This window comes from Mycobacterium sp. SA01 (assembly GCF_041287105.1).
Taxonomy (GTDB): Bacteria; Actinomycetota; Actinomycetes; order Mycobacteriales; family Mycobacteriaceae; genus Mycobacterium.
In genome coordinates, this window is record NZ_JBGGNO010000006.1 from 1 (window position 1) to 22,362 (window position 22,362).

At 65.9% G+C, this 22,362-nt stretch carries 20 protein-coding genes and 1 pseudogene; 11 read left to right on the plus strand and 10 right to left on the minus strand.

All coding sequences use genetic code 11. The features are described 5' to 3' along the window. Positions 1-258, minus strand: a pseudogene (locus AB4879_RS00475) (ABC transporter permease); the annotation flags it as partial. Between the two features lie 314 nt (positions 259-572). Between AB4879_RS00475 and AB4879_RS00480 the strand changes: the two are divergent. After that, entirely contained in the window at positions 573-1,409 is an 837-nt protein-coding gene (locus AB4879_RS00480; protein WP_370505969.1) for a class II fructose-bisphosphate aldolase, read from the plus strand. A 10-nt stretch (positions 1,410-1,419) separates the two neighbouring features. Here the strand turns inward: AB4879_RS00480 and AB4879_RS00485 are convergent, their stop codons facing one another. Further along, entirely contained in the window at positions 1,420-2,205 is a 786-nt protein-coding gene (locus AB4879_RS00485; protein ID WP_370505970.1) for a DeoR/GlpR family DNA-binding transcription regulator, read from the minus strand. Positions 2,206-2,316: 111 nt separating this feature from the next. Here AB4879_RS00485 and AB4879_RS00490 point away from each other — a divergent pair, with 111 nt between their 5' ends. The 10 genes from AB4879_RS00490 (at position 2,317) to AB4879_RS00535 (ending at position 13,819) form a co-directional block, all read left to right on the plus strand. After that, complete coding sequence (locus AB4879_RS00490; RefSeq protein ID WP_370505971.1) at positions 2,317-3,639, plus strand: D-tagatose-bisphosphate aldolase, class II, non-catalytic subunit; 1,323 nt, start codon at positions 2,317-2,319, stop codon at positions 3,637-3,639. Next, the gene (locus AB4879_RS00495) at positions 3,636-4,769 is read left to right on the plus strand and encodes an SIS domain-containing protein (RefSeq protein ID WP_370505972.1); all 1,134 of its coding nucleotides are present in this window, start codon (positions 3,636-3,638) and stop codon (positions 4,767-4,769) included. Before AB4879_RS00490 ends, AB4879_RS00495 begins: the two co-directional genes overlap by 4 nt. A 3-nt stretch (positions 4,770-4,772) precedes the next feature. Beyond that, positions 4,773-5,750 (plus strand): N-acetylglucosamine kinase, encoded by a 978-nt coding sequence (locus AB4879_RS00500; protein ID WP_370505973.1) that lies wholly within the window; start codon positions 4,773-4,775, stop codon positions 5,748-5,750. A 7-nt stretch (positions 5,751-5,757) separates the two neighbouring features. After that, complete coding sequence (locus AB4879_RS00505; protein WP_370505974.1) at positions 5,758-6,675, plus strand: DMT family transporter; 918 nt, start codon at positions 5,758-5,760, stop codon at positions 6,673-6,675. Next, the gene (locus AB4879_RS00510; RefSeq protein ID WP_370505975.1) at positions 6,672-7,994 is read left to right on the plus strand and encodes an alpha-glucosidase/alpha-galactosidase; all 1,323 of its coding nucleotides are present in this window, start codon (positions 6,672-6,674) and stop codon (positions 7,992-7,994) included. The genes AB4879_RS00505 and AB4879_RS00510 overlap by 4 nt, the downstream gene beginning before the upstream one ends. Before the next feature lie 11 nt (positions 7,995-8,005). After that, on the plus strand, positions 8,006-9,283 hold the full coding sequence (locus AB4879_RS00515) for an ABC transporter substrate-binding protein (RefSeq protein WP_370505976.1): 1,278 nt from the start codon (positions 8,006-8,008) through the stop codon (positions 9,281-9,283). A 7-nt stretch (positions 9,284-9,290) separates the two neighbouring features. Next, positions 9,291-10,181 carry a carbohydrate ABC transporter permease gene (locus AB4879_RS00520; RefSeq protein ID WP_370505977.1) on the plus strand — a complete coding sequence of 297 codons (891 nt, stop codon included), beginning with the start codon at positions 9,291-9,293 and terminating at the stop codon, positions 10,179-10,181. Next, a complete protein-coding gene (locus AB4879_RS00525) occupies positions 10,178-11,083 on the plus strand; it encodes a carbohydrate ABC transporter permease (RefSeq protein ID WP_233209464.1) in 906 nt (301 codons plus the stop codon). The genes AB4879_RS00520 and AB4879_RS00525 overlap by 4 nt, the downstream gene beginning before the upstream one ends. A 2-nt stretch (positions 11,084-11,085) precedes the next feature. Continuing rightward, the gene (locus AB4879_RS00530; protein ID WP_370505978.1) at positions 11,086-12,177 is read left to right on the plus strand and encodes an ABC transporter ATP-binding protein; all 1,092 of its coding nucleotides are present in this window, start codon (positions 11,086-11,088) and stop codon (positions 12,175-12,177) included. Between the two features lie 82 nt (positions 12,178-12,259). Further along, positions 12,260-13,819, plus strand: a complete 1,560-nt coding sequence (locus AB4879_RS00535; protein WP_370505979.1) for an FAD-binding protein — start codon at positions 12,260-12,262, stop codon at positions 13,817-13,819. Here the strand turns inward: AB4879_RS00535 and AB4879_RS00540 are convergent. From AB4879_RS00540 to AB4879_RS00575, 8 genes are all read right to left on the minus strand, one after another. Further along, the gene (locus AB4879_RS00540; RefSeq protein ID WP_370505980.1) at positions 13,806-14,321 is read right to left on the minus strand and encodes a hypothetical protein; all 516 of its coding nucleotides are present in this window, start codon (positions 14,319-14,321) and stop codon (positions 13,806-13,808) included. The two genes, AB4879_RS00535 and AB4879_RS00540, sit on opposite strands and share 14 nt — an antisense overlap. Before the next feature lie 23 nt (positions 14,322-14,344). Beyond that, positions 14,345-15,940: an MCE family protein gene (locus AB4879_RS00545; protein ID WP_370505981.1), complete on the minus strand. Its 1,596-nt coding sequence runs from the start codon at positions 15,938-15,940 to the stop codon at positions 14,345-14,347. Beyond that, positions 15,940-17,244 carry an MCE family protein gene (locus AB4879_RS00550; RefSeq protein ID WP_102809211.1) on the minus strand — a complete coding sequence of 435 codons (1,305 nt, stop codon included), beginning with the start codon at positions 17,242-17,244 and terminating at the stop codon, positions 15,940-15,942. Before AB4879_RS00550 ends, AB4879_RS00545 begins: the two co-directional genes overlap by 1 nt. Beyond that, complete coding sequence (locus tag AB4879_RS00555; RefSeq protein WP_370505982.1) at positions 17,241-18,716, minus strand: MCE family protein; 1,476 nt, start codon at positions 18,714-18,716, stop codon at positions 17,241-17,243. Before AB4879_RS00555 ends, AB4879_RS00550 begins: the two co-directional genes overlap by 4 nt. After that, positions 18,713-19,810, minus strand: coding sequence for an MCE family protein (locus AB4879_RS00560; RefSeq protein ID WP_102809213.1), 1,098 nt, complete (start codon positions 19,808-19,810; stop codon positions 18,713-18,715). Before AB4879_RS00560 ends, AB4879_RS00555 begins: the two co-directional genes overlap by 4 nt. Next, positions 19,810-20,835, minus strand: coding sequence for an MCE family protein (locus tag AB4879_RS00565; protein ID WP_370505983.1), 1,026 nt, complete (start codon positions 20,833-20,835; stop codon positions 19,810-19,812). Before AB4879_RS00565 ends, AB4879_RS00560 begins: the two co-directional genes overlap by 1 nt. Further along, entirely contained in the window at positions 20,832-22,019 is a 1,188-nt protein-coding gene (locus AB4879_RS00570; RefSeq protein WP_370505984.1) for an MCE family protein, read from the minus strand. The genes AB4879_RS00565 and AB4879_RS00570 overlap by 4 nt, the downstream gene beginning before the upstream one ends. Before the next feature lie 12 nt (positions 22,020-22,031). Continuing rightward, a partial coding sequence (locus AB4879_RS00575) for an ABC transporter permease (protein WP_370505985.1) occupies positions 22,032-22,362 on the minus strand: 331 nt, incomplete at its 5' end.

Sequence of the window (22,362 nt, forward strand, 5' to 3'; positions counted from 1 at the left end):
CAACTCCCGCAACAAAATATTCAGCGTGAACGACACCAACACCGTGAACGGAATCGCCACCAACAACGTCGGCGCCAACGACACCCGCGCCACAAACCACGCCTGCTCCAAAAACTCCCGCCACTGAAACGGCTTCCGAAAGATGAACCGCACGGCGTCTGCTGACATTGCAAACAAGCCACCAATAGCCTGCATCGGACCCGCAGCACTGCTCAACGCAATGCCCGGCGACCAACGACTTGATGTGGGATTAGCCATGGGTGTCCACGCCGTCTGGGCAAAGACCGATCCCGGGCGGCGTGGTACCGCTGCTTGTCCTGGTCGTGCTACGGTGCGACATCACGGTGGCTGAGTGCACCGCACAATGTACTCGCGGCCACATCTGCTTCCCAGTCAGCGGGAGACATCTCGGACGCGGTGAGTAGTCGACGGTGGCACGCACACGTTTACTGTGGCGCGCGACTTCTAACCACGATCACCGTTGCCAGCAAAGGCCCGCGCAGCTCGGGCAGCTGTCCTGACGGAGATCTCCCGTGCTGGACACCGCGGCAGCACGCTGATAGGACAGGCAGATGCCGCTTGCTCGAACCGCCGATCTCGTCGCCGCCGCCTACCGCGCGGGGTCCGGAGTGCTCGCCTGCAACGTGATCATGCTCGAACATGCCGAGGCCATCGTCACCGGCGCCGAACATGTTGGCAGGCCGGTGATTCTGCAGCTCAGCGAGAACGCCGTCAGATTCCACCACGACAGGCTGCACCCGATCGCAGCCGCGGCGAGCGCAGTCGCCGCCGCGTCCGAGGTCGACGTCGCGGTTCATCTCGACCACGTCGAAGACGAGCGCCTTCTGCACGCCTGCGTCGGCACCGGCGCGTCGTCGGTCATGTTCGATGCGTCCGCTCTGGACTATGCCGCCAACATCGCCGCCACGAAATCCGCTGCGCAATGGGCACATCGGGAGGGTTTGTTCCTCGAAGCGGAACTGGGCGAGGTCGGCGGCAAGGACGGTGCACACGCACCCGGTGTTCGCACCGACCCCGGCGAGGCAGCTGAGTTCGTCGCGGCGACCGGCGTCGATGCCCTGGCGGTCGCGGTGGGAAGCTCCCACGCGATGGCCGACCGTAGCGCCGCCCTGGATTTCGAACTCATCCGGCGATTGCGTGCCGCCGTACCGGTTCCCCTTGTGCTGCACGGCTCGTCGGGAGTCGCCGACAACGAACTTCGCAAGGCCGTCGAGGCCGGGATCACCAAGATCAATGTGGGCACGCTGCTCAACGTCCGTTTCACCGCCGCGGTCCGCGCCCACCTGGCCGCGGACCCGAACGTCAACGATCCGCGCCGTTACCTCGCGCCCGCACGCGAAGCGATCGCCGAGGCGGTCGCCGCGCTGATCACCACGATCAACGGCTAGTCACGCGGCCTCAGGCGTCACTCACCTCCACGACGTGGACATGCACCCCCGCCGCACCGATTCGCTCCAGCTGTGCCGGGTCGGCGGTGGAGTCGGTCACGAGGTGATCGATCTCCTTGAGTGTCACCATCTTTGCGAGAGTGACCTTGCCGATCTTGGAGCCGTCGACGGCGACGATCACCTGCTGCGCGTTGGCGGCCATGGCCATCGCGGTGCGTGCTTCCGCCTCGTCGAACGTGGTGGGCCCCACCTCGGCTGACATCCCGTCCGCACCGAGAACCGCGGTGCCGACGTTGATCACCTGGAACGCGTGCTCAGACATCGGCCCCACCGCCTCCAACGAGTTCGCCCGCACCAAACCGCCGGTCACGATCACCTTCATGTGCGCGTCGACGGCGCACTCGGCGGCGATCGTCAGGGAGTTCGTCACGATCGTCATCTGCGGACGGCCCTTGAGCGATCGCGCGACCTCACTGGTGGTCACCCCACCGGTCAAGGCCACCGCCTGAGGTCCGGCAGGCACGAGCGCGGCGGCGTGCTGGGCGATCCGCCGTTTGATCGCGATCATCCGGTGATCACGCAGCCGGACCGGAATCTCACTGCCGCTCGGATCGAGAGCCCGTGCCCCGCCGTGCGTTCGGACCAGCAGTCCCTGGTCTTCGAGCTCGCTGAGGTCGCGGCGCAACGTCGCCGCCGACACCCGCAGCTCGGTGCGAAGCACCTGCGAGTCGACTTCGCCCCGCGCCCGAAGCAGCGAGAGCACCTCACGCATCCGATCGGTGCGTCTGGTCGACATAGCGGTGCCTCCTCCGCTGCGCAGGCCGGGCGATCAGCCAAACGATCAGTTTTACTGATCACTTGACGTGATTGCATTGCGCACTCTGAGCGAGCTTCCCATGATCGAGCAATGTTGCAAATGTCCGGGGAGCGGATCAGCTGGCTCGCCGACACGATCCGCAGACACAAGTCCGGGGAGACGGTCGGTGTCTATTCGGTCTGCTCGGCACACCCCACGGTGGTCGAGGCGGCGATCGTGCAGGCCGCCGCCGATGGCGTGCCGGTGCTGATCGAAGCCACGTCCAATCAGGTCGACCAGTTCGGCGGCTACACCGGAATGCGCCCGGCCGAGTTCCGCGACCTCGTGCACGGCATCGCCGACCGATGCGGATTCCCGCGCAGCCGGGTCGTGCTCGGCGGCGACCATCTGGGCCCGAATCGTTGGCAGGGCGAAACCGCCGCCGCCGCAATGGAAAAGGCCGATGCGCTGATCGCCGCGTACGTCGAGGCCGGCTACGCGAAGATTCACCTCGATTGCAGCATGTCCTGTGCCGACGACCCGGCCGTCCTCGATGACGAGACCGTGGCGCAGCGCACCGCACGGCTGCTGCACGTCGCCGAAGAGTCCGCGCAGCGCGGCGGCGCCGGCCATCCGATGTACGTCATCGGCACCGAGGTGCCGGTTCCGGGCGGGGCCCACGAGACGCTCGGCGTCCTGACCCCCACACCCCCGGACCGTGCGCAGCGGACCATCGACGCGCATCGCGCCGCGTTCACCCGGTCCGGGCTCGATCACGTGTGGCCCCGCGTCATGGCTCTGGTGGTGCAGCCCGGCGTGGAATTCGACCATCTCCAGGTCATCGACTACCGCCGCAACGCCACCGCGGCGCTACGGCGCGTTCTCGACGCGGAACCGCATCTGGTGTTCGAGGCGCATTCCACCGACTATCAGCGACCCGCACAATTGCGCGAGCTCGTCGAAGACCATTGGGCCGTCCTCAAAGTCGGCCCCGGACTGACCTTTGCGATGAGAGAGGCGCTCTTCGGACTCGCCCACATCGAGAACCAACTGCTGCAGGAGTCGCGGTCCGACCTGATCGAGGTCGTCGAACGACGCATGCTCGCCCATCCCCAGTACTGGCAGGCTTATTACGACGGGGATCCGCAGACCCAGCAGACGGCCCGCCGCTACAGCTACAGCGACCGGTTGCGGTACTACTGGGCCGACGACGAGGTCGATGCCGCGCGCCGACATCTTCTGGACAACCTCGACCGGGTCGGCATCCCGCTGCCGCTCGTCAGTCAATTCCTTCCGCATCAGTACGAGCGCGTCCGCGCCGGCGAACTCGATCTGACCGCCAACGCCCTGGTGATCGACAGGATTCGAGATGCCATGCGGCCCTACGCGCGCGCCTGCCGCACTGAGAACACGACCACCGGAGACCAACGATGACCAGTCCCACGCCAGCCCAAGAAGACGGCGGCGCAACGATTCTCGAGATCGGGCAGCAGCCCGGAGTGTGGCGGGAGGTCGCCCATCGCAACGATCCCGCGATCGCCGACTTCGTCCGGGCGATCGTCGAACGGCCGGATATCCGGGTCATCCTGACCGGGGCGGGCAGCTCCGCGTTCATCGGCGACATGGCCGCCGCCGCGCTTCGCCGGCACCTCGGACGCCGCGTCGACGCGATCGCCACCACGAGCATCGTCAGCAACCCGCTCGATCACCTCGAACGCAACACCCCGACGCTGATGGTCTCGTTCGGCCGTTCCGGCAACAGCCCCGAGAGCCTGGCCACCACCGCGTTGGCCGACGAGCTGATCGACGATATCTGGCACCTCGTCCTCACCTGCGACGCCGACGGCACGCTCGCGAAGGCGCACGCCGGCCGGCCGAACTCCGCCGTCGTCTGTATGCCCGAGCGTGCCAACGACACCGGTTTTGCCATGACCTCGAGCCTGACCTCGATGTTGTTGACATGTCTGCAGCTGCTCGGTCCGGCCACCGCCGCCAACGGCGAGGCGCTGGCAGCCGCGGCCGAATATGTCGCAAGCCTGCGGAGCGACATCGCGGCGCTGGCCAGGACCAAAAAGAAACGGCTGGTCTACCTGGGCAGTGGACCGCTCGAAGGGCTCGCGCAGGAGTCCGCGCTGAAGATGCTGGAGCTGACCGCCGGTGAGGTCGACACCTACTTCGACTCCCCGCTGGGCTTCCGGCACGGGCCGAAGTCCGTGCTCGACGGTGACACGCTCGTCGTCGTCTACTCCGCCACCGACCCGTACACCCACCGCTACGACCTCGACATCATCGCCGAGATTCGGGCCCAACTCGGCGACGACGCGGTCGCGGTGCTCAGCACCGAGCCGCTGCCCGAGGAGTACGGCGAGGCTGTCGTGTTGCCAGGCCTCGACGGTCTGGACGACGCGCTGGTCGCACTGGCGTACGTGGTGTTCGCGCAATACCTGGCACTGTTCACCGCACTGGAACACGGCAAGACACCGGACAATCCTTTCCCCTCCGGCGAGGTCAGCCGCGTCGTTCGCGGCGTCACGATCCATCCCATGACCAGGAACGGACGGTAGACGATGGCACGCTATCTTGGGGTCGACGGCGGCGGTTCGAAGACCGCGCTGGCGCTCGTCGACGACACCGGCCACATCATCGCCCGCGCAACGGCTCCGACGTCCTACTACTTCAACGACGGCTTCGACATCGTCGAAAAGTCGCTCGCGCAGGGCGTTACCGACATCTGCGCCCATGCGGGCATCACGCCCGCCGACATCGACGCCGCCTTCTTCGGTCTTCCCGGCTACGGCGAGGCGAGCGGCGACATCGAAGCTCTCGACGCGGTACCCGCCGGCGTGCTGGGGCATGACCGCTACAGCTGCGACAACGACATGGTCTGCGGCTGGGCCGGTTCACTGGCCGGCGCGGACGGGATCAACGTCATCAGCGGCACCGGGTCGATGACCTACGGCGAACGTGCGGGCATCGGCCACCGCGTCGGCGGCTGGGGGGAACTCTTCGGCGACGAAGGGTCAGCGTATTGGATTGCCGCACAAGGGCTCAACGCTTTTTCCCGGATGAGTGACGGCAGGCTGCCGAAGGCCCCGTTGCATGGTCTGATGAAGAAGCGGCTGGACGTCAGCGGTGATCTCGACGTCGTCAGTCTGGTCATCGACACGTGGAAAGGCAACCGCAGCAAGATCGCCGCCCTGGCGACGACGGTCTGCGAGGCCGCCGAGGCAGGTGACGAGCCGTCTGCCCGCATCCTGTCGGCGGCGGTCGCCGAGCTGGTCGCCCTGATCGAAACGACCCGAACGCTGATCGGATTCACCGATGCCGACATCGTGCCGGTGTCCTATTCGGGCGGGATGTTCTCCAACGACGGCTTCCTGAACCAGTTCATCGCCGCAGTGCAGGACTCTGCGGCCACGTACGACCTGCAGACTCCCCGGCTCGACCCGGCAGTGGGCGGTGCGCTCTACGCCGCCAAGCGCAGCGGCCATCCGCTGAGTCCGTCTGCCGTACAACATCTTTCCGACCACAACCCGACAAGGTGACGTCACCATGACCTTGACCACCGCACCACGGACCCGCGGCTGGATCTTCTACGCCGCCCTGCTCATCCTGTTCTGGGGCGTGTGGGGCGCATTCTCGGCCCTGCCGTCGTCGAAGTACGGCTATCCCGACGAGATGATCTACAGCATCTGGGCGCTGACGATGATCATCCCGGCAGCCGTCGCACTCCGCGGACAGAAGTGGGATCGCCGCCCGGCCGCGACGATCTACGGCCTGCTGATCGGCCTGACCGGTGCCGGAGGCCAGCTGATCCTGTTCCAGGCGCTGACGATGGGCCCCGCCTATCTGATCTTCCCGATCGTGTCGATCTCGCCGGCCATCACGGTGATCATGGCGATGGTGCTTCTGCGCGAACGCATCCCACCGCTGGCCGTCGTGGGTCTGATCTTCGCACTCGCCGCGATCGTGCTGTTCACGGTCACCGGCGGCGACTCCGAAGGCTCGTCCGGCCCGTGGCTGTTGCTGTCGATCCTGATCTGCGTGGCGTGGGGTGTGCAGGCGTACTTCATGCGCAAGTCCGCGACCGTCGGGATCAACGAAGCCACCACGTTCGGGTGGATGACGATCAGCGGCCTGATTCTCATTCCCGTGGCGCTGATCTCGCTCGGCGGCATACCCACCGACTTCCCCTGGCAAGCACCCGCATTGACAGCCGGGACCCAGGTGCTGAACGCGATCGGCGCGCTGTTCCTCGTGATGGCGCTCGCCCGCGGCAAGGCGTCGATCGTGGCGCCGACGACGAACGCGCTCGCACCCGCGCTCACCGTGATCATCTCGCTGATCGCCTACCAGACCCTGCCGACGCCGTATGGGGCGATCGGTATCGTGCTGGCCCTCGTCGGCTCGACGCTGATGGTGTACGCCGACGAGAAACGCGGCGAGTCTCCCACCGAGGCGGTGCGATGAAACCCACCGTCGTCATCATCGGCGCGGGCAGCGTCGAATTCACCCGCGAGCTGCTCGGCGACATCCTGTCGTTCGCCGAGCTGGGCTCGACGCGGGTGGTGTTGCACGACATCGACGCGCAGCGGCTCGAGACGGCGCAGGCGATCGCCCGCGCGACCGCGCTGGCCGCCGGCGCCGAGCCCGAGATCGTGGCCACCCTGGATCGCCGCCGGGCGCTCGACGGCGCGGACTACGTCATCAACGTCATCCAGGTCGGGATGCACGATGCCACGGTGCGGGACTTCGAGATCCCCGCGCGCTACGGGCTGAAGCAGACCATCGGTGACACCATCGGCGTCGGCGGCATCTTTCGCGGCCTGCGCACCTTCCCGGTGCTCGCCGATATCGCGCGTGACATGGCGCAGGTGTGCCCCGACGCCTGGTTGTTGAACTACACCAACCCGATGGCGATGAACATCTCGTTCCTGCACGCGGTCGCACCGAAGCTGAAAGTGCTTGGGCTGTGCCATTCCGTGTACTGGACGATGGTCGGGCTGTGTGAACTCATCGACGTGCCCTACGACGAGGTGGCGTACTGGTCGGCGGGAGTGAACCACCAGGCCTGGGTGCTGCGGTGGGAACGCGGCGGCCAGAACCTCTATCCCCTGCTGGATGAACGGATCGCAAGCGACCCGGAGTTGCGCAGACGAGTCCGGGTCGACATGTACCGGCGGCTGGGCTACTACCCCACCGAGACGAGCGAGCACAGCAGCGAATACGTCGGCTGGTACCTGCACGATGAAGCCGAGATCGAACGATTGCGCATCAACGTCGGCGAGTACGTGGCGATCAGTGCGGCCAACCTCGCCGAATATGCCCGGGTGCGAGCCGAATTGGCCGACTCCCCGACATTGCCCATCGACACCGGCTCCACGGAGTACGCACCGCAGGTGATCCATTCCCTGGAAACCGGAACGCCGCGGGTCATCTCCGCCAACGTCATCAACGACGGATTGATCACCAACCTGCCCGACGGACTGGCGGTCGAGGTGCCGACGCTGCTGGACGCCCTCGGGGCGCATCCGATGAAGGTGGGTGACCTCCCGCCACAGTGCGCGGCGCTCAACCGGAGTTTCCTCGGCCCCGTCGACCTCACGGTGCGCGCCGCCGTCGACGGCGACCCGCGGCTGGTGCGCGCCGCGGCGATGGTCGATCCGAACACCGCCGCGACGCTGACCGTCGATCAGATCTGGGCGCTGTGCGACGAGTTGACCGCCGCGCACGGTGACCTGCTGCCCCCGCCGCTGCGTTCCCAATCCACCCGAGATCTCGCCAACTAAGGAGTGTCACCGTGATTCGACGTAGGTTGTGCATCGCACTGGTCGCCGTCCTCGCCGTCGTTCTCGCCGGGTGCGGTGGCGGAGGCGGCTCGTCGGGCCCCACCGAGATCGCGGTGTGGCACGGTTATCAGGACACCGAGGGCGAGGTGTTCAAGAGCCTGGTCGACCAGTACAACAAGGAACACCCGGACGTCAAGGTGTCCGAGTTGTACTCGAAGAACGACCTTGTGCTGCAAAAGGTTCTGACCGCCGTGCGCGGCAACAGCGCACCGGACGTGGCCTACATGTTCGGCTCGTGGTCGCCCAACATCGCGAAGATTCCCTCGCTGGTCGACATGGCCGACGAGGTCAAGAAGCCGGACTGGAAGTGGGACGACTTCTACGAGGCCGAACGCAAGGCGGCGACCGTCGGCGACAAGGTGGTCGGCGTGCCCGCACTGGTGGACAACCTGGCGATCGTCTACAACAAGAAGCTGTTCGCCGACGCCGGCGTGGCACCGCCGACCCCGGAGTGGACCTGGGACGACTTCCGCGCGGCGGCGGCCAAACTCACCGACCCCGCCAAGGGCCAGTTCGGTTGGCTGATCCCCGCCGACGGCAGCGAAGACACGGTGTGGCACTACATTCCGATGCTGTGGGAAGCCGGCGGCGACATCCTCAACGCCGACAACACCAAGGCCGTCTTCAACTCCGACGCCGGTGTGCGGGCGCTGACGACGCTGCAGCAGATGGCGGTGACCGACAAGTCGCTGTACCTGGACACCACCAACGAGAACGGCCCCAAGCTGATGAACAGCGGCAAGATCGGGATGCTGGTCACCGGCCCGTGGGACCTGTCCTCGCTGTCGGACATCGACTACGGCGTCCAGGTGATGCCCAGCTATCCCGGGTCCGCCGGCGGACATCAGACCATCGCCGGACCCGACAACTGGGTGGTGTTCAACAACGGGGACAAGCGCAAGCAGGCGGCCATCGACTTCGTGAAGTGGCTGTCGGCACCCGAACAGGTCAAGAAGTTCTCCTTGGGCACCGGCGATCTGCCGATCCGCGCCTCGGTCGGTGACGACAAGTCCGTGCTCGCCGAACTCGACAAGAACGTCCCGGGCACCGCGGCGTTCGTCGACAACCTGAAGAACGTGCACATGGTGCGGCCGCAGGTTGAGCAGTACCCGGCAGTGTCGGAAGCTATCGGCCAGGCGGTCATGTCTGTCATGCTCGGCACGGAACAGCCCAAGGCCGCACTGGACTCCGCCGCCCAGGCCGCCGACGCGAAGCTGGCCGAGAAGTAGGGAGTCGATGCCTGCACTGCTTCGGCGGCTGAGCCGCACAGACACCGTGTCGGGGTGGGCGCTGGTCAGCCCGGCCGCGATTCTGATCGGGATCTTCGGACTGCTCCCGGTGCTGATGTCGCTGCAGTTGTCGTTCCAGAAGTCCGACCTGCTCAGCGCCGAGACGCCCTGGGTGGGGTTCGACAACTACAAGAAGCTGGCCGACGACCCCGTCTTCCTCGATGCGATCAAGCACACCATCATCTACACGGCGTTGTTCGTGCCCGGCACGATGCTGGTGGGGTTGTTCGTCGCGGCGGCGCTGAACCGTTCGGTGCGGTTCATCTCGGTGTACCGGACCGCCGCCTACATCACGATGGCGGTGTCGACGATCTCGCAGGGCATCATCTTCCTGTGGCTGACCGACCGTGACTACGGACTGGTCAACGCCGCGCTGAACGCCGTCGGTGTCTCGTCGCAGCCGTTCCTGGCTTCCCCGTCGCAGGCGCTCTACGTGATCGCGGCGATGACGATCTGGGGCTGGACAGGTTTCTCGGTGATCGTGTACCTGGCTGCGCTGCAGGGTGTTCCGCTGGAGTTACACGAAGCCGCCGCGATCGACGGCGCATCCGCGTTCACCCGGTTCCGCACCATCACGGTGCCGTTGCTCGGCCCGGCGAATCTCTTCCTCCTGGTGTGGCTGACGATCAACGCCCTTCAGCTGTTCGACGAGGTCTATGTGACGACCCGCGGCGGTCCGCTGCGGGCCACCACGGTGATCGTCTACTACCTGTGGGACCGGGCCTTCGTACAGTTCGACGCGGGCTACGCCGCCGCCATGGCCTACGCGCTGTTCGTCGTGATCCTGATCGTCACGGCCGTCCAGTTCCGGCTGGCCCGAAGGTATGTGCACTCATGACCGGCCTTCTCAGCACCCGCAGTCTCGCCCCGGCCGACCCGGTCGAATCAGGCGCGACATCGCGATGGCGGCTGCCGTTCAGCCCGTGGCATCTGGTCCTGATCCCGTTGACGTTCATCCTGCTGGTGCCGTTGCTGTGGATGCTTGTCACATCGTTGGAGACCGAAGGCGAAGCCAATCGCTTCCCGCCGGTGCTGTTTCCGGAGAGTCCGCGCTTCTCGAACTATTCCGAGGCATGGGCCGCGGCGCCGTTCGGGCACTTCTTTCTCAACAGCGCTGCGGTCACCGGTGTGGTGTTGGTGAGCAACCTCGTGGTGTGCAGCCTGGCGGGCTATGCGTTCGCGCGCATCCGCTTCCTCGGTCGTGGAGCGCTTTTCGTCGCGCTGATGGCGACGCTGATGGTGCCGTTCCAGGTCACGATGATCCCGGTGTTCCTGATCGTCAAGTGGTTCGGCGACAACGTGTGGGCAGGTCTGGGCATCGACCACATCGGCGCGCTGATGCTGCCGAACCTGGCGACGGCGTTCGGCATCTTCTTCCTGCGTCAGTTCTTCATGACCGTCCCCGTCGAACTGGAGGAAGCCGCGCGGGTCGACGGAACCTCGCGAATCGGCGTGCTGGTGAAGATCATCCTCCCGCTGTCGTTGCCCGCGCTGTCGACGTTGGCAGCCTTGACCGTGCTCACGTCGTGGAACGACTTCCTGTGGCCGCTGATCGTCATCACATCGCAGGACCAGATGACGATCCCGTTGGGGCTGAGCTACTTCCAGGGTGCACACCACGTCAAATGGCCGTTGCTGATGGCGGCCAATGTGATGAGCCTGCTGCCGATGCTGCTGGTATTCGTCGGGGCGCAACGCTATTTCGTGCAATCGGTCGCGAGCCAGGGATTGAAGGGCTGAGCATGGCAGAAGTCGAATTCCGGGATGTCACACGGCGGTACGCGGGTGGGGTGGTCGCCCTCAAGGACTTCACCCTGACGATTGCCGACGGGGAGTTCCTGATCCTGGTCGGGCCGTCCGGGTGCGGCAAGAGCACGGCGTTGAGACTGCTTGCAGGGCTTGACAAGCCGACATCCGGTGACATCAGGATCGGCGACCGGACCGTTACCGGCCTGGCACCGGGCGAGCGTGACATCGCCATGGTGTTCCAGAATTACGCGCTGTACCCGCACATGTCGGTCTACCGCAATCTGGCCTACGGGCTTGCGCAGCGCAAGACACCGCGCGCCGAGATCGAACGGCGGGTCCGGGAGACCGCCGCGCTGCTCGAGATCGACATGTTGTTGGACCGCAAGCCGGGCCAGCTTTCCGGCGGCCAGCGCCAGCGGGTTGCGATGGGCCGCGCGCTGGTCCGCAGGCCGCAGGCGTTCCTGCTCGACGAACCACTGTCGAACCTCGACGCCAAGTTGCGCAATCAGGTCCGCGGGGATCTGAAGCGATTGCACCGCGAACTGCCGGTCACCTCGATCTACGTCACTCACGATCAGGTCGAGGCGATGACGCTCGGCGACCGGCTGTGTGTGATGTCCGGCGGCACGATTCAACAGATCGGCACGCCCGACGAGATCTACAACCACCCGGCCAATACCTTCGTCGCCGCGTTCATGGGTAGTCCCCCGATGAACCTCATTGCGGGCGAGGTCCGCTCGGGGGTGCTGCACCTCGCCGACGCCGCGGTGACGGCGGTGTCGACACCGGACGGTCCGGTGACGGTCGGTGTTCGTCCGGAGCACCTGCTGCTGCACGCCGCCTACACCGACGGGCTGCTGCCGGCGCGGGTCGATTTCGTCGAACCGCTGGGCAGCCACGTGTTGGTGACGGCCCTGGTCGATACCGGGGACACGGACAGCGCGCAGGTGATCGTCCATGCACCGGCGGGCACCGATCTGCCCGCGGGCACCCGCGTCGGCCTGGAGATGCCGCCGGGGCAGACGTACTTCTTCGACGCAGACACCGGTGCCGCCCGCCGCAGTCGCGAGCACATCGCGCTCTGAGCGGCCACCCCGCTCACCGGGAGTGGTTGTTGCTTCCCGCTCGGGCACCGATCACAGTGGGTGCCAGCGACAAAGGAGGCCGATGACTGCGCAGGACACCCCGTTCGACGAAACCGTCGACGTCATCGTGGCCGGCTCCGGCGGCGGGATCACCGGCGCCTACACCGCGGCCCGCGAAGGACTGTCGGTAGCGCTGGTGGAGGCGACCGACAAGTTCGGCGGCACCACCGCCTATTCGGGCGGCGGCGGCATGTGGTTTCCGTGCAATCCGGTCCTGCAGCGCGCGGGCAGCGACGACACGATCGAGAAAGCGCTGAATTACTTCCACACCGTGATCGGCGACCGCACGCCGCGAGAACTGCAGGAGACCTATATCCGCCGCGGACCCGCTCTGGTCGAATACCTGGAAGCCGACGAGAATTTCGTATTCAGCGTGCTCCCGTGGCCGGACTACTACGGGTCGGTGCCGGACTCCCGCAGCGACGGCTTGCGCCACATCGTGGCGGCCCCCATTCGCGGCGAGAAACTCGGCCCCTACGCCGGTTCCGTGCGCGGGCCACTGGACCATGACCGTCTCGGCGCGCCGGCTCCGGACAAGCTCTTCGGCGGACGGGCGCTGATCGGCCGCTTCCTCGCCGCGCTGGCCGGCTACCCCGACGCGGCGCTGTACCGCGATACCCAGCTGACCGATCTGATCACCGACGAGGGTCGGGTGGTCGGGGCGGTGGTGCAGCGCGACGGGAGCCCGGTGCGGATCGGCGCCCGGCGCGGAGTGCTCTTGGCCGCAGGCGGATTCGAGCACAATCCCGAGCTGCGACGGACGTACGGGGTACCCGGCGAAGCCAAAGACACGATGGGCGGACCTGGCAGCACGGGTGCGGCATTGCAGGCCGCGATCCGGATCGGCGCGGCGACCGATCTGATGGATCAGGCGTGGTGGTCACCGGGCCTGACCCACCCGGACGGTCGCTCGGCGTTCGCGCTGTGGTTCACCGGCGGCATCTTCGTCAATCAGGCCGGACAGCGGTTCGTCAACGAGTCCGCGGCGTACGACCGGATCGGCAGGCAGATCATCGCCGAGATGCAGGCCGGCCGCCTCGACATCCCGTTCTGGATGGTCTACGACAACCGCGAGGGCGAGGTTCCGCCGGTGAAGGCGACCAACGTCTCGATGGTCGACACCGAGAGCTATCGAGACGCCGGATTATGGCGCAGTGCAGACACTTTGGCCGAATTGGCTGAGCTGATCGGGGTCCCCGCCGAGGCCCTCGACGACACGGTCACCCGGTACAACGCCATGGTCGCCGCGGGTTCCGACACCGACTTCGGCCGCGGCGACGAGGCGTACGACCGGGCGTTCTCCGGCGGCGAATCACCCATGGTCGCGATCGACACACCCCCGTTTCACGCGGCGGCGTTCGGACTGTCCGATCTCGGCACCAAAGGTGGGCTGCGCACGGATACCAGGGCGCGGGTGCTCGACGAGTCCGGCCGGCCGATCCCCGGCCTGTACGCGGCGGGTAACACCATGGCAGCGGTCAGCGGAATGACCTATCCCGGTGGCGGGAACCCGATCGGCGCGTCGATGTTGTTCAGCTATGTGGCCGCACTCGACATGGCCGGCGACGTCAGGTCAGCTTGATCAACTTGAACGGCATGTTGATGAACAGTGCGAGGCTGCGCCCGCAGGCTCCCGGCTGACCGGTGGTCGAATCCTGACCCACCAGCATGTTGGACGTGGGATCGGTCTGATCACCGCCCGGGGTGGACCCGTGGAATCGGATCACCTGTAAGCCCGGCGCGCTGGTGCCGTCCTGACATGGCATCCAGTCCTCGATGACGCGCTTGACCCGCCAGTCCCCACCGGTCTGATAGATCGGAGCCGTCCACCCGGCGTCGCTGCTCACCGTGCCGGTGCATTCGGTGGGATAACTGCATGTCGAGTTGATCGTCCAGATACTGCGGATGCTGCGCTCGTCGTGGAACACGTCGTTGGTGGTCGCCCATTCACCGTTGGACGTGGCCTGGAATGTGCCGTTGAGCGCCCATTTTCCGTCGGCGCTCGCGGCGGCCGGATTCAGGAGGCCGCCGAGCACCGCAGCGGTCAGCGCCGTGACGCCGATCAGCGTTCGTGACCTTCGCATGTGGCCTCTCCCCTCACCTGTGATCATGTCGTCGGCAGCAGATCCTTCCACGACATCTCCCCCTTCACGTCGGCCAGATTGGTCTGCTGGCCCACGTGGCCGTCGGGCGTGACGTAATGCCCGGTCGCGGGGTCGTAGGTGGCGATCGCCACCGACGGCCCGCCTGCCGCACTCGGTGTGAACGCGCTCGGCGCAACCGCGGGCCCGCCGCCCTGATCGGTCGGCGCGATATCCGGAACCCCCTTGGGCGCCAACGTGTCCGGAACGGGCGGTATCGGCGTACCGGCAGGAGCCGGGACAGGCCCCGGCGGCAGCGGAGTGCCCTGCAGCGGGCCGTAGATGTGATCCTGGAACGTCGTCCGATCGTCGGGCGGGATCCCCTGCGCGATCAGGTTGGGATCGATCGGGTTCGGACCGGTCGCATGCTGACGCATCGCCAATGGTTCGAAAGGCTTGTCGCTGTCGCAGATCTCCACCGTCGGTGCCCGCTTACCCGGCTCGCCCTGGCACGGATAGTTGCGCGCACCGCGGACCGCGATCGGCGAGTCCTGCGGCAGCTTGCAGTACAGGCCGTCCGGAGTGTCGATGGTGGACGTGTCCTCCGGTGAACGCCACTGTGACGGGGGCAGGAAACCCACCGTGCACGCGGGCGGATCGCTGATCGTCAGGGTGAAGTCACCCAGCGTCATACCCGTCGGGTTGTTGAGCGGCGAGCCGACCGCCTGGATCGAACCGATGTAGGGCGGCAACAACACCAGAAGTTGTTCCAGGCTCTTGTTGTAGGTCACACCGACCTGCCCTAGCGTCGACAGGCTGGCCAGCAGGATCGGTAGCGTCGGCTTCACCTGGGTGAACAACGCGGAGGCTTCGTCGGCCGCGCCGGGCCCGTTGGCCAGGATGCCGCGCCACTGCGGATCGTTGGTATTCAGCTGGCCGGTGATGCCGGCCAGGCTGTGCGCCCAGGTGCGGATGGCATCGGTGGAGGCAAGCTGACCGTCCAGCAGCGGGCGGCTGTCCTCCACCAGGGTGCGCGTCTGATCGGCGGTCGCGCTGAAATCGGCGGCCAGCTTGGACGCCGAGTCGTTCAACGTGGTGAGGTCATCACCGGCGCCGTTGAGCCCCTGGTACGCGCTGTCCAACAGATTGCCGATGCGGTTGGTCGGGATGCTCTTGAGCAGCTCGTTGGTCTGATCGAGGACCGGGCCGACTGCCTGCGGGACGGTCGCGTTCTTGGCGGGAATGACCGACCCGTCCTGGAGGAACGGCCCGGAATCGGTGTGCGGCACCAGATCCACGTACTGCTCACCGACCGCCGACACGCTGAGCACCCGGGCCTGGAGATCGGCGGGCACCTTCGGATTGCTGGCCAGCGACAGGGTGGCCACCGCCCCGGAGCGGGTCGGCACCACCTCGGTGACCTTGCCCAGCTGTACGCCGCGGTAGGTCACGTTCGAGAACTGATACAGCCCACCGGTTCTCGGCAGCTCGAGCTTGACCGTGATCCGGCCGATGCCGAGCAAGGTGGGCGCCTGCATGTACACCATGACCATGACGGCGATCCCGACGACGGACGCGATCGTGAAGATGATCAGCTGATTGCGGACGAAACGCGTCAGCATCAGTTACCCCCGTCCTGTGGCGCTGCTTCCGGAGCCGGTCCCGGCAGCGGGCCGGAGCCCGTACCGGGCAATGGAATGGCGTCCGTTGCCGGGGCGGGAAGAGTCGCGTTGGTCAGCGACGCCTGCCCCGGTACCGGCGCGGGACCAGGACCGAACTGCTGCGGAAGATCCGCCACCTGCGTCGGGGGCGGCGCCGGGCTGAACGGGGCGTGCAGCGGATCGTAGGTGTAGGTCGCGTACCACGGATCACCAGGCGCGGGAACGAGTTTGGCGTTCTCATCACCCCAGCGAGTACCCAGCATCAAGGTCTTCTTCAACCGCGGCACGGTGAAGTCGAAGATGATGAACTGGTTCAGGTAGTCGCCGCGGATCGCGCGGTCGATGACCTGCTGGGTGTAGGGGAACGTCGGCAGGTAGGCCAGCGCCGTGTCCAGCTTCGGTCCGACGTCGGCCAGTGACTTCAGCGTGGGCTCCAGGTTCTGCAGGTTGCGCACGAGGTCGGCCTTCGTGTCGTTGACCAGACCGGTGGCCAGGTTCGAGAAATCACGGAACTTCTCCAGCGCCGTCGTGATGCGCGGACGTTCCTTGATCAGCACGTCCAGTGCAGGCGGGATCCGGTTCAGCGCGTCGGTCAGGACTCCCTGCTGCGCGGCGAACGTACCGGCCAGGCGATTCAGCGAGTTCACCGCCTCGTTGATGCTGTCGCGCTGGGTGGCCAGCAGGCCGACGAAATCGTTGAGCCGCGTGAGCAAGTCGCGGATCTGGTCGGTCCTGCCGTTGAGCGCGGTACTGAACTCGTGGATGATGTCGCCGATCTGACCGAGTCCACCGCCGTTGACGACCACCGACAGCGCCGAGAGGGTCTGCTCGGTCGACGGGTAGGTCGACGAGCGGTTGAGCCCGAGCGTTGCGCCGGGTTGGAGGACCCCGGTCGGTGCTTGCCCCAGCGGGGGGTTCAGCGCCAGGTGCATCGAGCCCAACAGGCTGGTCTGCCCCACCGACGCCACCGCGTTGGCCGGAATCACGACGCCGGGCTGGACCGATACCTCGACATCGGCATGCCAGTCGGTGACCGTCATGTCACCGACACTGCCGACCACGACATCACCGACCATGACCGGCGAATTCGACTCCAGCTGACCCACATTGGCGATTTCGATGTGATAGGTGGTCGCGCCCTTGCCATGTCCGACGGTTCCCGGCAACGGCAGGGAATTCAGACCACCGAAACTACAGCCGGTCACCGTGACCGCGACGCACGAGGCGGTCACCACCAGGCGCTGCACCGAACCGCGACGGATCATGATGGCGGGTTCCCTTCAGCGGCGGCCGGAGCCGGAGCAGGCGGCGGCGCTTCAGCGGGCAGCAGCATCCCCTGCAAGTCCGAGGGCGGCTGGGCAGCGGGGCCGACCGGTACACCGGGCGGGATCGGTGCGCCCGGGAACAGCGCCGGCGACGGGTCGGCGGGCAGACCGTTCGGGGCGTAGGCGCCCTGATGGGTATTCGGCGGTCCACCCCAGCCGGCGGGGCCGGGGACGTCACCGTTGTAGCCGGTGAAGGCCGAGACCGCAGGCGGAATCTCGTAACCCGGCGGGGTCCCGCCCGTGCCACCCGGAGCCAGCGCGGGGTCGCTGTAGATCAGCTTGTCCGGGCTGGTGGACTTGCCGAGGTAGGCGTTGAACGGGAACGGCAGGTAGTTGAAGTTCAACAATCTCAACGCCGGGCCGAGGTACTGCGCGCACAGCTTGCCGGTCTCCGGGGCGGTGGCGTTCTGCACGGCTCCGATGGCCGAGCAGATCACCTGCAGCGGGTTGGAGAAGTTCGCCAGCGCGAATCCACCCATCGCGCTTTGGGAGTCGGGGTTGTAGATGTTGTACGCGTTGCCGATCGCGTTCGGCGCCACATGCAGCAGATTCTCGACGACGAGCTTGTTGTCGGCGAGGTTCTTGGTCACGTTGCCCAGCCGCTGAATCTGCTCAGCGGTCTGGTTGCGCGAACCCGCGATGAACCGTTGGACGTCGACCACCGCGCTGGACAGATTTGTCAGCGCCCCGTCGAGGTCGGACCGGCTGCCGTCGACCACGCTGGTCAGCGACGCCAACCGGTCCTGGAACTGGACGATCTGAGTGTTGCTGTCACGCAACGCCGTCACGAAGATCTGCAGGTTCTTGATGGTGTCGACGATGTTGCCGCTGCCGTCGGCAAGCACCTTGCTGACCCCGGACAACTGCTTGATGGTGTCCCGCAGCTTTTCCCCGTTGCCGTCCAGGGCGTTGGCCGCGCTGTCGATGAAGCGCCCGATGGATGTCGGCTGCCCGTCGCCCTTCGGGCCGAGATCGGTGGCCAGGCGCATCAACTGTGTCTTGATCTCATCCCACTCGACCGGAACCGCGGTCCGGTCCAACCCGATCACCGCTCCGTCGGCCATCTTCGGGCCCTTGTCGTCGTAGGGCGGCGTGAGCTGAATGTAGCGGGCACCGACCAGGTTCTGCGAGACGATCACCGCCTCGGCATTGGCCGGAATCGGCACGTCCCGGTCGACGGCCAACACGAATTTGGCTTTGGTCCCCTGGGCGTCGATGGAGTCGATCTTGCCGACCTTGACGCCTGCGACCCGCACTTCGTCACCGGGGTAGATCGCGGTGGCGCTGGTGAAGTACGCGGTGATCGTGTTGGGCTTGAAGAACGCCTGGCGGACCAGCAGCGCGATACCACCGACGATCAACACGGCCAACACCGCGGAGACGACGACTGTCAGCCGTCTGCGAGACTTCATGGCTGCCCCCATCGCTCATTAGGCTGCGGTATTCCGTTGTACGGGAACGGGATTTCCGCTCGCGGTCCGGCATTGTCGGCCGGCTGTCCCGCATCGGTGCCGCGGCGGAAGCCCAGCGCGTAGTCGAAGAAGGGCTGCAGGGTCTGCGCCGGGTTCAGGTTGGCGACGAAGGCGTTGTAATAGAACCCGCCGTTGACCGCTTCGGCCTGCGTCAGCTGGAACTTGGCCAGGCCTTTCATGGCCGCCGTGATGTTGGCATTGTTCTTCTCCAGCATCGCGGTCACCGAGTTGAGTTTCTCCAAAGCCGGTGCCAGATCCTTTTCGTTGTCGGCGACGAGCCCGCTGAGCTGCTTGGACAGCGCCGAGGTGGAGGCCAGCAGGTTCGCTATCGCGTAGCGGCGTTGCGACAGCACGCCGATCAGGTCGTTGGCGTTGAGCAGCAGGGTGTTCACCTGTGCGCTGCGCTGCGACAGGATCCCGGTCACGTTGGCCGCACTCTTGAGTAGGTTGCCCAGTGATTCGTTGCGCTCGTTGATCATCCGCGACAGCTTGCTGATGCCGTCGAAGGTCGGGCCCAGCTGCGGGCTGATCCGATCGAGGGTATCGGACAAGGTGTCCAGCGACTGGTTGACCGCCGCGGTATCGGTGTCGGCGGTGTTGCCCGCGAAATCCTCCAGCGACTGCGACAGCGAGTATGGCGATCCGGTGCGCGACACGGGAATGACGTCGCTCGCCCGCAGCGATCCCTTGCCGTTGGACTCCAGCGTCAGAATCCGTTGTCCCAGCAGCGTTCCGGTACGGATATGGGCTTCTGTGTCGGCGCCGAGCCGAACCGAACCCTTGACCATGAAGGTCACCAGTGCTTTGCCGTGCTGCAACGACACATCCGAGACCGTGCCGACCTTGACGCCGGACACCTTGACGTCGTTACCGGCCTGCAGGCCGCCGGCTTCGGTGAACAGCGCCTGATGCCGGATCGACGTGGCAAGCGACACCAGCCGCTCGGGCTGTAGCCCGATGGTGATGACGAGCACGATCAGCGCCAGGCCGATGAAGCCGGCTCTGATCAGCGAGGACCCACGATATTTGAGCATTAGGGCTCCGCGCACCTTCCAGTGTGTTGGATGATCCAGGGGAAGTAGGCGGTGCGGCCCTGCAGGTCGCTGACACGCAGCGACAAGCCACACAGGTACTGGTTGATCCAGCTGCCGTACGACCCGAGCCGCACCACCTTGCGGTAGTTGGCCGGCGCCTTCTGGATCGAGATGTCGAGCAGTTCCTTGTCCTGGTCCAGCAGCGGCGCCAGACGACCGAGCTGGTCGACGGTGCCGGCCAGCGGAGAGCGAGCCTGGTTCAGCAGATCGGTCAGCGACGCGGTGCCGTTGTCCAGCGCGGTGATCGACTCACCGATCGGGTCCTTGTCGTTGGCAAGCTGGGTCACCAGGTTCTGCAGCTTGTCGACGGCCCCGGAGAACTTGTCACCGTCTTTGCTGATCGTGGTGATCACCGTATTGAGGTTGTCGATCAGCTGCTGAACCGTCTGCCCGTTGTCGGCCAGGGAACTGGTGAACGACTGGGTCTTGGAGAACAGCGAGTCGAGGTTGCCTTCCTGGCCCTGCAGGATCTGGATCAGCGCGTTGGTCAGCGCGTTCACATCGTTCGGATTAAGTCCCTGGACAACGGGTTTGAGTCCACCGAGCAGCAAGTCGAGATCCAGCGCAGGCTCGGTGCGGTCCAGTGGTATCCGGCTGCCCGGCGGCTGGATCTTCGCCGACCCCGGGCTGTCGACCAGCTCCAGGTACCGGTCACCGACCAGGTTGAGGTAACGCACCGTCGCCTTGGTGGCGGAGGTCAGCACGATCTTGCGGTCGGCGTCGAAGTCGACGACCACCTTGTTGTCGGGTTGCAGCGCAACATCGGTGACGGTGCCGACGCGAACACCGGCCACCCGCACCGAATCTCCGGACTTCAGGCTGGAGGCGTCGGCGAACAGCGCCGAGTAGGAGTTGTCCGAGCCCGTCCGATACTGGCCGAAAATCGCGAACAGGGCGGCCGTCAGCAAGATCATCACGACGCCGAACACGCCGACCTTGACGATGGTCTTCCACAGCGCGGTCATCCCGGTTGTCCGATCTGTGCGGAGTTACGCGGCGGTCCGTCCAGCGGGCCGAAGAGCGCCTGCTTGAGAGCATCGGAGTTGAGCAGGATGCCCTGGTTGCCGTACTGAGCCGGGTTCGCTCCGATGTCGGAGACCACGAACGGCGGGCTGGTCTCGAACGGCACCTTCGGCAGGTCGGTACATTGCGGTCCACCGGTCGCGGCGACCTTCGGCAGGTTGGCCGGATACCGGTAGCGCTCACGGCCGAGGAAGAACGACTGCAGCAGAACGGCTCCAGGCAGGGGCAGGCCCGGTCCGGTGGCCAGCGGGATCAGACCGCCGATACCGCAATTCAACGCCGGGCTGTACTTGTTGAGCAGGTCGGTGGTGGGAACCAACAGGTGAACGACGTTGGTCAGTGATTCGCGGTTTTCGCCGAGCACCTCGGTCCCGATGTCGGCAAGACCGATGGCGCTGACCAGCAGAGCGTCAAGGTTCTGGTCCTGGTCGACGATGGTGTCGCTGATCTTCGCCGAGCTCTTGACGGTGTCGAGCAGGTCACCGGAGGCGTCACCGTAGGCGTCGAACACCTGTGGTGCGACCGCCAATTCGTGGTTGAGCGTGTCCAGGCTGGGATTGATCTTGGCCAGGGCGGTGTCCAGGTCCACCAAGGTCTGGCCGAACTGGTCTCCGCGCCCGTCCAGCGACTTGGAGATCGCCCCGAGCGTCTGGTTGAGCTTGGTCGGCTCGATCTTGGACAGCACCGAGACCAGCTGCTGGAACACAGTGTTGATCTCGACGGTGACGTGCTTGCCGTCGATCACCTGACCGGCCTGGATGGACTTCGCCGACGGATCGGTCGGCGGGTTCAGCTCGACGAACTTCGAGCCGAACACCGTCGAGGATGTGATGTCGGCGCTGACGTTGGCCGGGATGTCGTTCACCCGCGCGGGATTGATCGCGAGGTGCAATGCGGCTTTACCGTCGGGCAGGGAATCGATGGAGGAGACCTTGCCGACCTGCGCACCGTTGAGCTTGACTTTGGCGTCGGGGTACATCACCAGGCCGGCTCGGTCCGAGATCACGGTCACCGGAACGGTTTTGGTGAAGCTGTCTTGGAACAGCCCAACAGCCAGCGCGATGATCGCGGCAATGACCACCACGGTCGCCAAACCGGCGATCGGGCGCGCGGCACCTGATTTCATCTCCGCTCCTCCCTATCCGGACAGGTTGAAGTTGCCGTTGGAGCCGTAGATGGCCAGCGATATGAGCAGGGTGACGGAGACGACCACGATCAGGGAGGTGCGTACCGCGTTGCCGACCGCGACGCCGACGCCAGAGGGTCCGCCGGTGGCGAAGTAGCCGAAGTAGGTGTGGATCAACAGGATCGTGATCGCCATCAGGACCGCTTGCAGGAAGGACCACAACAAGTCGATGGGGTTCAAAAACGTGTTGAAGTAGTGGTCATACAAGCCACCGGACTGGCCGAACAGCACCACGGTGGTGAACTGGGACGCCACAAAGCTCAAGATGACCGCGATCGAGTAC